Origin of the sequence: Clostridium cellulovorans 743B (assembly GCF_000145275.1) — a bacterium.
Lineage (GTDB): Bacteria > Bacillota > Clostridia > Clostridiales > Clostridiaceae > Clostridium_K > Clostridium_K cellulovorans.
Window position 1 is genome coordinate 1,104,558 of sequence record NC_014393.1, and the last position, 14,259, is coordinate 1,118,816.

The window sequence follows — 14,259 nt, forward strand, 5'->3', positions numbered from 1 at the left end:
AAGCTAGATTTTTAATTTGTGAACTTGTACTAGATTAATTGTATGTATAATTAAGAGTATAGCTTCCTGTACCATTACTACTGTGAGTTACTTTAACATAATACTGTGTGTAAGCAGGTGAAGTAAACTGAATTTTAAAGTTATTTCCCTCACCACCATTATCTGCTGAGGCAATAAGATTTCCATTGATGTCATACACTTCTCCGTAAGTATCTGTAGTACCTGTTGTTTCAAAAATACATTGATGGTTTGCACTGTTTCCAAAGGAGAATTTGTAGAAATCAACATCTCCGACTTGTCCTATGCTTCCTTGAACTGTTTGGTCATTAGTCAAAGGAAGTGCATCAGATAAAGTATTATTGACAGGTTCATTGTCTGTAGGAAGAGGACTTGCAGGGTAGAAAGTTACGCAAGTGAGAGGAGATACATCAGGAATTATATGCTCCTGTCCGTCTAGTGGATCATTGTAAATAGTATTAATAACACCGTTAGTATCTTCCATATATCCTTTTAAAACTATGACGTGAGCTCCTCCATGTCCGTTTGAAATCTTAGCCAATATAGGATATCCCTTATCAATGCTTTCAATTAACTCAGCTTTGGTGTAACCACATGAATAAGCCTTTTGTGGTTCTAGATAATATGGTCTTACTCTTACGTTAGGAGTAATACTTGGATCTATATATTCACTACAATTTATAAGTTCGTGTGGCTGGTTAAATACAGAAGGATATTTATAGTAGTCAGGTCCATATAGTGACTCAGAGGAAGCATAATCAATTTTAGCACGATTCTGCGCAATCTCTAAAGTACGATCTATTGTATCATGGTTAAAATATGATATTGCCATTGATGTACTTGATGCCCAGCAAAGCATGTCATATGGTAATTGAAGATATTGTGGAACATTTAAGCATTTTCCTTTTGCAATATCAATTGAGTAACTTCCGGTAACACCTGGATAAGAAGAAACCATTAAATAATATGTTTGGTTAGCAGTAAGAGAAACATCTATCATGAAGTTCTCATCAGCGCCACTATCTTTGTCACTTTTAAGAATATTATGATTGTTGTCTAAAACAGTACCATCTACATTAGTTAGACCAGAGCTTTTGAAGGTATATATTCCATCAACTCTAGGTGTAAACTTAAAAAAGTCTATATCTTCTGAATAATTTATACCTAGACCTGAATGTGATACAGCATTACTAGTAGCTGAGGTTAAGTCCACTGCTGAAGAAAAATCAGAGCCATCTAGATCATATGCTGATTGAGTTTGTGATATTTTCAAGTTGTAGCTGCCTGTCCCATTTGGTGAAGCATGATTCACTTTCACATAGTATGTTTGACGACCAGCTAGAGGTGAAATAATTTTCATGTTGTTATCTTCACCGTTGTTATCATCTGCAGAAATTAGGTTATGATTACTATCATATATAGCACCGAAGGTATCTGTAGAACCTGTTGTTTCAACTGAAAAAGTACCGCCACCAGGAAGGGTAAGGGCATAGTAATCTTCGTCACCTGCTGTACCGATTGTTGCAGGCATGTTTGTAATGACACCAGACAAACTTGTTGCTGTTTCAAATGAATTATTGGATTCTATCTCTTTATTGTAATAGTTGCAGATAGGATCAATTTTTAATGTGTAGTTACCTGTGTCAGTAGTATTTTTATGGCTGACTTTTATGTAGTATGTATTACCTGCTGTAAGGTTATAGCATAGCTGAAGATTGTCAGAGTTGGGATTAAACTCATCATCACATACGTCAAGTATATTCATATTGCTGTCATATAAATAACCAAAGGTATCAGTGCTTCCTAAGGTTGATATTGAATAGCCAGCACTGTTTAATGGTACGAATTTGTAGTAGTCTACATCTCCAGGATTTTCGATGGAACCTTGGATTTCTTGAGTTAAATTAAAGTTTGATGGGATTACAGTAGCTGTAGCCACTGAATCATTGGCTGTACTTTCAGTCATACCTATCGTAGCAAGAGCAGGGATAGCAGATGAAAGCATAACGGTAGATGCTGTAATTAAACAAGCAATACTTTTTTTGAATCTTAACATAATTATCACCTCATAGTTTTTTTGATTATTATCTTATTATTAATAATAATGTATTATTATACACTATATTATAAAAAATTACAGTAATTTTATTGAAAATATTACAATAAAATAAACAAAATAAACAATATATTCATTAAATGTATATTGTGTAAACGATAAACAAATAAAGAGTGCTAATTATGATGTATTTATTGTAAAAGTGTAGTATTTTATAAAATCACTAATAAAAAGTCAGATAAAGATTTATTAAATCCTTGGATTAAGAATGTTTGGTAAGGGAATCAATATTGTGAAGTATCGCGAGAATTAATTTATTGAAATATAGGTAAGCTTGTCATGGAAAAATATGAGAGTATAATAGATAGTAAAGTGATATTATGGAAATAGAGGGGAATTGATGAAATGAAAAAAAAGAAAATGCTAAGTAGGACAAGTTTTACAATTTTAGTTACATTAATAGGCGGAAGCCTAATTATAGGTGGATGTAAACAAAATGATATTAAAACAACAGATTCAAGTAAGGAAACAAGTAGTGAGTGTAAAATTGATAGAGAGATAATTAGTCAGGTTTCCACTCTTAATTCATTGATGGCAGGAAATTATGATGGCATAGATTCTGTTGATATTTTGAAGAAAACTGGAGATATTGGATTAGGTACATTTGAGGGCTTAGATGGAGAAATGATAGTGGTTGATGGTCAGGTATATCAAGCAAAGGCGTCAGGGGAGGTTAATATAGCTCCTGAAACAATAAAAGTACCTTTTTCAGCTGTAACTTTTTTTGATAAGGATGTTGAAGCTAAATTTCAAGGAATAAGTAACATAGAGAATCTTAAAACTCAGATAGATAATTTAATTAAAGAAAAAGATGCTTTTTATGCCATAAGAGTAGATGGTACATTCAGCCATGTAAAAGTAAGAAGTGTACCAAAACAGGATAAGCCTTATAAGATACTTTCTGAAGTAACAAAAAATCAACCAACATTTGAGTATCAGGATATAAAAGGAACGATAGTAGGATTTTGGTCTCCAGATTATGTAGGTGGTATTAATGTTCCAGGATACCATCTTCATTTTATTTCGGACGATAAAACAAAAGGGGGACATCTTTTAGAGGTAAGTATGATAAGTGGTGATGTAACACTAGATAGCACAAGAGGATTCATTATGGGTCTTGGCGATGAAAAGAATAGTAATTCAAAAGCTGCCGTAACTAAAGAGGATATAGAAAAAGTAGAAAAGTAAATTGTGCAAGCTACAATTTGAAACTAGAAAGCTTTAATATCTTGACTTCATATAATATAGTATAATAAGATATATAAAGTTGCCTTTGAAAAGTGCAATAAATTTAGGAACAATGGATAGAATACATTTTGTACTAAAAGTTGCACTTTAAGTTCTATAATTAGTAAAAATGTATACGATTTAGTAGAAACTAGCATGAAGTTAAGAGAAGCTTAATTATCATCACTACATAGTGGTTAGATTCAATTTATTATTGAAGAAAAAAAGAATAACAAAGGTTAAAAATATAATTTAGGAGGAAGAAGTTATGTCTCAAATACCAACGCCTCATATTGGCGCAAAATTAGGAGAAGTTGCAAAAACAGTATTAATGCCAGGAGATCCATTAAGAGCAAAGTTTATAGCAGAGAATTTTCTAGAGGATGTTATTCAATTTAATACAACTAGAAACATGTTTGGATACACAGGAACATATAAAGGGAAACGTGTTTCAGTAATGGGAAGTGGTATGGGAATTCCATCTATAGGTATTTATTCATACGAATTATTTAATTTTTATGAAGTTGATAATATTATTCGTATTGGTACTGCAGGAAGTATGAATGCAAATGTTAAGGTTCGTGATGTAGTTATAGCTTTAGGAGCATCTACTAATTCAAATTATGCTGCACAATATAACCTACCAGGAACTTTTGCACCTATTGCAAGCTATGATCTAGTTAGTGCTGCAGTTGAAGTAGCAAAGGAAAAGAATATAAGAGCAGTTGTAGGAAATGTATTATCATCTGATACCTTCTATTCTGCTGATGAAACTGCAATGAGTAAGTGGATGAGTATGGGTATTCTTGCGGTAGAAATGGAAGCAGCTGCATTATATATGAATGCTGCTAAGGCAGGGAAAAATGCTTTATGCTTACTTACAATATCCGATTCTATAGTTACTGGAGAAGCACTTTCAGCTGAGGATAGACAATCAACCTTTACAGATATGATGGAAATTGCACTTAGAATAGCAAAGTAATATAAATAAATAGCTTAATGGCATTGATATATAGCTTAAAAACATAGAGTCATTTGCAAATATAGATTGTGTTTTGCTATTATAGTGTTATTGTAGAATAAAGCGAGCGATAAGGGAAACTTTTATCGCTCGTTATGTTTATATATAGGTTTCAATAATGCTTCTACATAAATACCTAGATAGCTTATTGGAATCAATGTAGAGTTTAAATCAGAATATATGTATCTCAAATTCTAATGGAACCTCATATTGGTTTTTCTTGATAAAACTTAAGAAGGATTTCTTTGAATAGGAGTAAGAACATATGAATTTTATAGCTATAGATTTTGAAACAGCAAATGAAAAAAGAAATAGTCCCTGTTCTATTGGTATTGTTGTGGTGAAGAATGGAGAGGTTGTAGAAAGAATACATCATTTAATCAAACCTAAGGAAATGAGATTTATGCCCATTAATATTGGAATTCATGGCATAAGACCAGCCATGGTTGAAAATGAACCAGAATTCCATGAAGTATGGGCTAAGATTAAGCATCATTTTAATGAAAGCTTAGTAATAGCTCATAATGCCTCTTTTGATATCTCAGTTTTAAGAAAAAGTGCAGAGCTTTATGATATAGAATTACCTAGTTTTAAGTATATTTGCACCATGAGGCTGGCTAAAAATTTTTATAGAGGAATTGAGAATGCAAAATTAAATACAGTGAATGACTTTTTAGGATATGAGTTTAAACACCATGATGCATTATATGATGCGCTTGCTTGTAGCAACATATTACTGAATATATCGGAAGAACTCAGGTGTAAGGATATTGATGAAATATCTAAATTGATAGGGGTAACTATTGGAGCTGTAGATAATGATGACTACAAACCATCGAAGGCAGAGGGGAGACCTATTAAAATATCTAGCAGAAATTATTGCCCTAAAAAGGAAAATATATATGAAAGATTTGAGAAGGATGCTTTTAAAGATGAAGTAGTAGTATTTACTGGAAGGTTATGCTCTATGGCTAGAGATGAAGCCATGAGATTAGTTAGGAGACTAGGGGGAACTGCAGGAAGTTCTGTTACTAAAAAGACAACAATCCTAGTAACTAATACGAAGGATCCAAAGGAGTTACGTAAAGAAGAAATGAGCACTAAGCTTAGAAAAGCAACAGACTTAAGTGAAAAAGGGCAAAATATAAGATTCTTAAATGAAGAGGACTTTCTGAATATACGGTAATAGGAGTGGCTTTTATGAAATATAAAATTGGGGAATTGTCTAATCTTCTTAATGTTTCTACAAATACAGTGAGAAGATATGAAAAGGCTGGTTATATTACATCTAAAAGATCTGAAAATAGTAATTACCGATACTATAGTGAAGATAACATAACTAAGTTTATGACTGTAAGACTGTTACGAAAGTATGGCTTTACACATACGGAAATAGCAAGTATGAAAAACAGTGAAATGTCGAGCTTAATATCTGCATATGAAAATCGAATTGAGAAAATGGATGAGCAAATTAGTTATTTAACTAGCTTAAGACATAGAGTTAAAGATGATTTACTTTTAATGAAGAAGGTTGATGAATTTAAAGAGGTATGTTACATAAGAGATTGTGTTGATTTATCATATGTAATTTATCAAAGTGGAGATAAGCTTTTAAAAGAATCCAAAAGGATAACTACAGTACAGGACTATTTATATATATCACCAGAGGTACAAAGAATTTATTTGATTAGAAAAGAAGATATAGAAAATGATAATATAATTTTAAATGTTGGATGGGCGATAAAATCCATTCATTTAGAAAGATATAAAATAGAAGAAAATGAATATACAGAAAGATATGAAAAACGTAGATCTTTGTTTAGTTTGGTTAAGCTTCCTGTAAAAACAGAAGATGCTGGGAAATCGACTAACGGACAATTGAAAGAAATTTTATTAGATAAATCCTTTAAATATATTGAAGAAAACCACTTCAAAATAGATGGTGATGTTATTGGAGTGGTAATTACTAATGTTATAGAAGAGAATCAAGAAATTCAGTATATTCTAATGTGTGTCCCAATAGTACATAGATAAAACTATATTGACTATGACATTGTGTCAGACTTTATAATTGATATTAGCGTAAAAACGCGAATACTAATTATGGAGAGTGGAATAAGAAATGGAAACAACGGTAAAAAGGCACATGAGATACCTATTAGCAGCAATGTTGACTACAGCATTTTGTCTTGGAAGTGGAAGCGTAGCTAAAAAGGTTACAGCAAAACCAGTGAATCCTAAAGCAGCTGATTCTTCTAACATATGGATTGTAGGAGATTCAACAGTAAGTAGCTTTACAGATAACTATTATTATCCAAGATACGGATGGGGCACTCAGATTGGAAATTATCTTGATGGCTCATTTACAATACAAAACCTTGCATTGTCAGGTCGAAGTTCAAAAAGCTATACAGTTGACCAACAGTATAGTACATTACTTAGCGGAATGAAGAGTGGGGATTACTTGCTTGTAGGTTTTGGACATAATGATGAAAAATTAGAAGCAGAAAGATATACAAATCCAAATGGAACATATTTAGATAAAGGTTCATTTGCTAATTCTTTATATGAAAATTACATTAAACCAGCGCAGACAGCAGGTTGTAAAGTAGTACTGTGTACTCCTATTGTTAGAAGAACTGAGACTGGAGTATGGAGTGATTCAAATCTTCATATTACAACAACTTTTGGAGGCTTTGCTGGTGGAGATTATCCACAGGCTATTAGGGAACTAGGAAAAACTCTTAACATACCAGTAGTTGATATGACAGCTTTAACTAAAGCTTTGTATGAAAAATTAGGCTCAGATGAGACTTTAAATCTACATGCATGGACATCATCAAAATCAGTAAGTGTAGATAATACTCATACGAATATTTGGGGTGCAAAATATAATGCATATTTAATAACAAAAGCAATTAAAGAATTAGCTGTAGCTGGATTTGCAGAACATGTAATTAATGCTGCAGCACCAACTAAAGCAGATTCATTAGTATCAAATCCTAATTACAAGGTATCCACATATACTGGTGAGTTAAAACAAAGTGCTTTATGGGGAGACTGTGGAATTTGGAAAGGTACTGTATTTGGAGATGTTGGATTAGAGCCAAGCACTGAAAATCAAATCCTTGAGAAGGACAGCGATGGAAACATGCATATTGCAGTATCAAACAATAAGGGAAAAATAGCAAGTACCTCTGATGGAATTGCAATGTATTATTATAAAGTTCCTGTGAAGAGTAAGTTTACTTTAACAGCAAAGGCAAAAATCAATAAATTAGCTTTAAATGATCAAGTATCCTTTGGACTAATGGCTAGGGATGAAATGTATATTGATTATAATACAATGGGAGCGCTTGGTGATTATGTTGTAGCAGGACCTTTAAAGCTAACTAAGACAGGCAATGTTTGGAATTGTTTTGCAAGAAAAAGCGGAGCCCTTATAAAAGGGGGAACCTGCACAAACTCAATTGCTGTTGGAGACACTGTAAATCTTTCCATCCAAAGCAACTCAGATGGATACGCATGTACATTTGGTAATGAAGCTACTATAACTGGAGGCTTCGATTTTAATCTTACAAGCATCGATCCGAATTATGTTTACGTAGGTATGTTTGCAGCGCGAAATGCAGATATTACATATAGCGATATTAAATTAGTAGTTGACGGAGTTGATATTACTGCTAGTGGTAGCAGTTCTAAAACACCTAACACCGATGGACCTACTAACGGTGGGGGTAACTCTAATACTGTTGATAAGATTAATACAACTACTGACCCAGTAGATAAAACAGAGGTACAAGTAGGAACAGCAGATAATAGTTCTTTGGTGATAGCTGGTGAAGATATTAAAATAGTAGGTAGCTTACCTGAAACAGGGACTTTTATTAATAGCAAAATGCTTATTTACATTGGTGGGATCATTTCAATGTTAGGAACTGCAATGTTTATAGTAGGTAGAAAAAAGTAAGTAAGCGTCAAAAATTCGACGCATAATACTTTGAAAAAGTATATGAAATAATAGCCTCAGTAGAGTACAATTTTTCTACTGGGGCTTAAGTTCAAATATAGAGTTAGACAATCAAGAGTGAACCTATTACAAAATGAAATATGACATAATTTCAACTAGGTAATTTTTTATATGCATTAAAAAAAGAATATGATGATGAGATTAATTAGAAAAATGAAAACTAGTTAAAGTTTTGAAATATTATTATTCTCAAATATAATTCCCCCATATGTAGTTAAAGCCGTTTAGTTAGTGGTTTTCAAAGCAATATAAAAGGTGTCGTTGAAATGTAGAATATTTCAACAACACCTTTTTTGTTACAAGTATCTACTGAATGGATGTAACAGCATAACTTGAAATGTCTATATTTTTTCTAGTTGAATTTAAGAGTTAATTGAACCCTTAAAAATCAAATTTTTTTATGAACTCATACCACTCATTATAGCGTTGATTATTCCTTGTTGAGTTACAGTAGCTGAAGATCTGTTAAATAATCCAAAGCCATAGTTTCCATTATAACCGTTGTCCCAAACTATTGGAACTGATTTATATTTCTTTGCAGTTGAGCATACTGCTTTTGCAAATGCAGCACGATAAGTATTATTTGAAGAATCTGCAAATGACTTGTCTACTGCACCGAATTCACCAATAACAACTGGGTATCCTTGAGTTACGAATTTATTGTACATAGATTGGAATTGTGAATTTAAGTAATCTTCTTGTCCCCAAGTTGATTTTTTTGCACTATTAGTAGCTGTAGCTCCCCATTGAGTTATGTTGGTTGATTCTTCACCACAGAAATCCCAAGGTGAATAGTAGTGAACTGAGATCATTATTCTCTTTTCAGAACTTGGTACAGTTGTGGATCTGTAAGTGTCTTTAGGAAGAGCAAAACCGTAGTTTCCTGCAGTATAATCAATGTTTGTATTCCAACCAGGAATTAGAAGCCATCTTGCGCTGTTATTTCCTCCAGTTTTTCTTACAGTATCAACGAAAATTTGATTATAAGCATTTATGTTTGAATAGTAAGTTGTATTAGGATTACCATAAGTTCCATCGAATTCTTCATTCATAGATTCAAATACTAATTTTTCATCATAATTTACAAAAGTATTTGCAATTTGTTGCCATACCTTTGTATATTTTGCTTTAATAGTAGTTTGGTCACTTGAATTACATAATAACCATGAGCCAGAAACTGAATGATAACCATCTCCGTGGACGTTAATGATTACAGTTAAGCCTTGGCTATAAGCATAATCAACAACTTGTTTAACTCTAGCCATCCAAGTTGAGTTAATTGTATAGTTTGGTGCAGGTCCTATATAATTTAAATATGATACTGGAATACGGATTGTTTTGAAACCAGCTGCTTTTACTTTTTGAATTAATGCTTGTGTAACTGTTGGATTTCCCCAAGCAGTTTCGCTTGGTATACCGTTAATGCTTGCTTCAAGTTGATTTCCTAAGTTCCAACCAGCTCCCATAGCTGTAACAACTTGTGTAGCATTTAATTGATTAAAATCAGATGTCATAGTTGCAGCAGATACTGAAGTAGCAGGACCAGCTGATATAGATGTAGCTAATAAAGCCGTAGCAAGTAATAAAGACTTTAATAATTTACCTTTTGACATAATAAAAAACCCCTTCAAAATTTATTTTTTATATTTGCTATTTTAATTGAAAAGTAAGAAAAATCTTAATGCTAACAAGAAGTATATTTTTAGCCATAGTAGATTAAATACGTTCATTAACAATTGTTTTACCGAATTGTATAAAGTGCATAACTTATCTACAAATAATAAAATAAAAGAGTTCGATTTATAATAATCGTTTCCAAAACATATATAGCGTTGATGATATATTTTTTTATAAGATATAAAAACTTAATAAAATGGTTTTAAGAAGTGATTACAAATTACTAATTTTTTTATAGTTATCGTTTCCAGACTATATATGAATTGTGTGAAAAAATAAATAAATTATGCTACAAAAACTTAATAAAATGGATTTAAAAAGTGGGTATAATTTGCTAATATATTATAAGATATATGACTAAAGAAATGCTGCGAATTAGTTTAAGATTATCGTTACAAAAATAGTTTTGTGATTTTATTGATACAATGTGAGAAAACGTTTTCCTTAAGTCTATAATACAGAAAACGTTTCCTGATGTAAAACTCAAAATTTCCTTAAAAAACTTAATTTAGTCTCAAAAAGGCTAAAAATATGCAAAAAAATCTATTTTTCGCATTGTAGCTTTAGTTATTAAAATTTTTTAGCAGTTATGGCTTAATAAAGTTAAATAAAACACTATTTTACATTGAATTCATATGGGTAAAATGTCACAATATGGAGTGAGATGAAGTATAATAACATGCTCATGAGAATTGTAAAAGTCTTAAAGCAAAAATTTCTTTTCTAAGGTGAAAATTGATTTTTTAGCAATATTTATTTCATTGAGATTTTCAATGTTAAATTAATGAATTAAAGATATTTCACCACTACCAGTTATAACCAGAGTTTCTGGTCCTTTTATAGGACCAATTCTTAAGTTTTCTTTTTCATTGCTAAGTTTTACAAATAATATCTGAGCACCATTAGCGTCGAGCAATGTAATAGTAACAGGTTTATCAGGCGTTACCAGTTTGATATTTCGATAATATCCTAAGTGCTCAGAAGAGATATTATAAATACCTTCTTTTAAAGTAGTTGATACGGGAGATTGTTGAGCTTGGGAGATTTGACCGAACATAAAAATAGATATTATAAAAACTATGAAAAATCGTTTTATTTGCATATTGATCACCTCTTACTATTAGTATTTTAGTTTGGCAGTGACAATATACTAAAGAAATAAGAAAAGCAACTGAATCGCTAATGATTCAGTTGCTTTTTAAATGAAAATTAGTTTGTAACTGTAATATACATTGATGTTTTATTGTTACTCTCAGAAAATTCACCAAGATAGTTTTCAGGGTCTACTTCTACTGTGATTTTATAGGTCCCAGGAGTTCCAAAGGTATAAAGTAGTGCACTGTTGCCATTGTCTACAGTAGTGTAAGCAGGAACTGGTAGGTGATAACCAGCGCCAACTGGAGTATCATTAACATACCATGCAATATTGAAGCCACTACCAGTATGCTCACCTAAATTTTGAACAGCAGTATTAAAAGTTATTTGTTGCCAAACTTTTGGAGAAGCCAATGAAGCTGTAATTGGAGTTGCAACAAGATCTATGCTAGGTACAAAAATTGTGGTAGATACTCTATTATTAGTTTCATTAAATTCTGATATATGATTGTCGCTATCTACTTCGAAGGTAATGGTGTATGTTCCAGGATTCTTAAAAGTATAAGAAAGACTACTATTTCCATTCATTACCGTACGTCCTTCTGGCACTTCTCCATGTCCACCATAACCAACTTGTACATTATTAACATACCATTTAATATTAAATGATTCGGCGGTTACTCCATTATTTCTGATGCCACTATCAAATAGAATAGCCTCTCCAGTTTTTAATGGTTGTGAATATGTAATAGGAGTAGGGGTTAAATCTGCGCGGGTATTTGCAACTATAGTAGGAACACTAGATGCAGCAAAGGTAGGTATAGGGGTACCTAAGGTAGTAGCAACTAAAGCTGCAGAGAATAGAATACCTTTTAAAAATTTAGTTGTTTTAAATGTTTTTGAAAATCTCATATAAAAACCTCCTTTATATACTGTAAATAAGGTATTCACAGTATATATATAAACTCTTTTTGACTAAAGTAATTTCATACCTATATCTTATCAGCGTTATTACTTAAGTTTAGTTAGTAACTGTAATATACATTGATGTTTTGTTATTTTCTTCAAAGGCTTCATTTATACCATATCCAGCATCGACTTCCACGGTGATCTTATACGTTCCTGGAGTTCCAAAGGTGTAATCTAGTGCACTGTTACCGTTGTCCACAGTACTGTGACCAGGAATTGAATTATGACCACCGAAGCCTACAGGAGTATCATTAACATACCATGCAATAGCGAAGTCACCACTATTTTGGTAGCCTGTGTTCTTCACACTTGTGTTAAATGTTATTTTTTGCCAAACTTTTGGGTAAGCTAATGAACTAGTGATTTGTGTTGGCTCAAGATCTACTGGATATATAAAAATATATGTAGTAACAGAATTGTTAGCTTCATTTTGTTCTGCAAGTTGATTATCAGCATCTACCTGAAAAGTTATTTTATATGTTCCTGGTGAGTTAAAAGTATAAAGAAGTTGGCTATTACCGTCCATCACTGTTGTATGACTTCCTATTCCATTGTGTGGCCCATAAGCAACTTGTATATCATTAACAAACCATTTTACATTAAATCCAGATGTAGGTAGATAACCCCAATTTTTAACTCCACTATCAAAAAGCATTACTTGTCCAACTGTTTGTTGCTGTTGACAAGAAATAGGTGTTGGATACACATCTGGACGCAAATCAGGTAAAGGTCTAGGTCCACCTATAGGGCCAGTGTAACCTGGTAGAAGAGATGTACCAGCATATACAGGTAGACTTGTGCATAAAGTAGTAGCGATTAGAAGGGTAGAAAGTGTAAGCTTTCTAAAGAATCCATTAGTTTTTAATGTTTTTAATAATCTCATAAAAAACCTCCTTTTAGTACGTTATTCTTTTATAAAAAATGGGCAATAACCCAAATTTCAGGGTATATAAAATTATACCAATTATAAAGAAATCTGTATTGTATAAAAACGACACAACAATGAAATTTATCCTAAAAGTTACTTGGATTAGTCACTAAAACATGCTTCTAACATACACTTTATATACTATCTTACACCTTATATTCCAGCTTACACTTTATGCTCTAACATATAACGACTCTCCTAACATACAATTATCCCTCTAGCCTATACTTACTTGGAGAACATCCGATGGCCTTAATAAATTCTCTATTAAAATAACTTATATTATTAAAGCCAACATTTCTAGCGATATCAGCTATTTTCCAATCAGTTTCTGTTAGCAGAGTGCAACTCTGTAATATTCTATGGCGTATTACGTATGCAATTGGTGATATATTCATCACTTCCTTAAACGCATGGCAAAATTGTCCTTCACTCATTGGTAGGATTTTTGCTAAGGCCATTAAGGTGATTTCTTCTTTATAGTTTTCATGTATATAATTTAAAACTGGTTGCATTCTTTCTAGCTTATAGTTTCTATTTTTTCTTCCCTGAGGAGCTAATGCCACTGAATTTTTATAGCATAGATGCCATATCTCAAAAATTTTACTTTTTAAAAGTAATTCATTTTCAGATACATTTTCATATTTAAGGTCATCCAGTTCACTTAGTAACTTCATCACTAATCTTTGCCATTCTTCTTCACATTTAAAGTAATTTTCAAAGACTAAATCTCCTTCTAAAATAGGATAAATAAATTTAGAATATGTAGAGCTTTGTTTGTTATGACCAAAAAGATTTGGATGAAATAACACTACACAAGCCTCGCAAGGCATACCGTTGAAAGATCTGGCAGCGTGAAGCTGATTGGAGTGAATAAATAGTCCTTCTCCCGCTTTAACGCAGTATTCTTTATCTTCAATAGAGTATAAAATTGCTCCACTTAGTATATAAACAAATTCAAATTCAGAATGCCAGTGTAGGTAGAAAAAGTTTTCTAGTCCTTCAGCATAGTTTAAATGTCGGATTGCTATGGGGATAAGGGCTGTTCCGTGAGTAGCTTTTTCTTTAAGAAGTATCTTTGATTTCAAATTATCACCTCAGTTTTAATGTCCGCAATATTGTGTTATTAATTATCTGTTTATATATAATCTCAATGGAAAAAGATTATTATAATACTA

11 protein-coding genes are annotated in these 14,259 nt (G+C 32.1%); 5 read left to right on the forward strand and 6 right to left on the reverse strand.

Annotation, left to right across the window (positions count from 1 at the left end):
• Positions 1–34: 34 nt before the first annotated feature.
• Positions 35–2,074, reverse strand: coding sequence for a C39 family peptidase (locus CLOCEL_RS04555; RefSeq protein ID WP_013291628.1), 2,040 nt, complete (start codon positions 2,072–2,074; stop codon positions 35–37).
• Between the two features lie 405 nt (positions 2,075–2,479).
• Here CLOCEL_RS04555 and budA point away from each other — a divergent pair, with 405 nt between their 5' ends.
• The 5 genes from budA to CLOCEL_RS04580 all read left to right on the forward strand — a co-directional run bounded on the left by budA (position 2,480) and on the right by CLOCEL_RS04580 (position 8,352).
• Positions 2,480–3,322 carry an acetolactate decarboxylase gene (budA, locus tag CLOCEL_RS04560; RefSeq protein WP_010076481.1) on the forward strand — a complete coding sequence of 281 codons (843 nt, stop codon included), beginning with the start codon at positions 2,480–2,482 and terminating at the stop codon, positions 3,320–3,322.
• 307 nt (positions 3,323–3,629) lie between these two features.
• Positions 3,630–4,343: a purine-nucleoside phosphorylase gene (gene deoD / locus CLOCEL_RS04565; protein WP_010076480.1), complete on the forward strand. Its 714-nt coding sequence runs from the start codon at positions 3,630–3,632 to the stop codon at positions 4,341–4,343.
• Between the two features lie 304 nt (positions 4,344–4,647).
• Positions 4,648–5,568, forward strand: a complete 921-nt coding sequence (locus CLOCEL_RS04570; RefSeq protein WP_010076479.1) for an exonuclease domain-containing protein — start codon at positions 4,648–4,650, stop codon at positions 5,566–5,568.
• A 14-nt stretch (positions 5,569–5,582) separates the two neighbouring features.
• On the forward strand, positions 5,583–6,416 hold the full coding sequence (locus tag CLOCEL_RS04575; RefSeq protein WP_010076478.1) for a MerR family transcriptional regulator: 834 nt from the start codon (positions 5,583–5,585) through the stop codon (positions 6,414–6,416).
• A gap of 88 nt (positions 6,417–6,504) precedes the next feature.
• Entirely contained in the window at positions 6,505–8,352 is a 1,848-nt protein-coding gene (locus tag CLOCEL_RS04580; RefSeq protein WP_010076477.1) for a GDSL-type esterase/lipase family protein, read from the forward strand.
• A 458-nt stretch (positions 8,353–8,810) separates the two neighbouring features.
• Here CLOCEL_RS04580 and CLOCEL_RS04585 read toward each other — a convergent pair whose 3' ends face one another.
• The 5 genes from CLOCEL_RS04585 to CLOCEL_RS04605 all read right to left on the reverse strand — a co-directional run bounded on the left by CLOCEL_RS04585 (position 8,811) and on the right by CLOCEL_RS04605 (position 14,169).
• Positions 8,811–10,025 (reverse strand): glycoside hydrolase family 5 protein, encoded by a 1,215-nt coding sequence (locus CLOCEL_RS04585; RefSeq protein ID WP_010076476.1) that lies wholly within the window; start codon positions 10,023–10,025, stop codon positions 8,811–8,813.
• 845 nt (positions 10,026–10,870) lie between these two features.
• Positions 10,871–11,191 carry a hypothetical protein gene (locus CLOCEL_RS04590; protein ID WP_010076475.1) on the reverse strand — a complete coding sequence of 107 codons (321 nt, stop codon included), beginning with the start codon at positions 11,189–11,191 and terminating at the stop codon, positions 10,871–10,873.
• Positions 11,192–11,298: 107 nt separating this feature from the next.
• Complete coding sequence (locus tag CLOCEL_RS04595) at positions 11,299–12,096, reverse strand: CARDB domain-containing protein (protein ID WP_010076474.1); 798 nt, start codon at positions 12,094–12,096, stop codon at positions 11,299–11,301.
• A gap of 109 nt (positions 12,097–12,205) precedes the next feature.
• The gene (locus CLOCEL_RS04600; RefSeq protein WP_010076473.1) at positions 12,206–13,036 is read right to left on the reverse strand and encodes a CARDB domain-containing protein; all 831 of its coding nucleotides are present in this window, start codon (positions 13,034–13,036) and stop codon (positions 12,206–12,208) included.
• Positions 13,037–13,290: 254 nt separating this feature from the next.
• Entirely contained in the window at positions 13,291–14,169 is an 879-nt protein-coding gene (locus CLOCEL_RS04605) for an AraC family transcriptional regulator (protein WP_010076472.1), read from the reverse strand.
• Positions 14,170–14,259 lie beyond the last annotated feature (90 nt).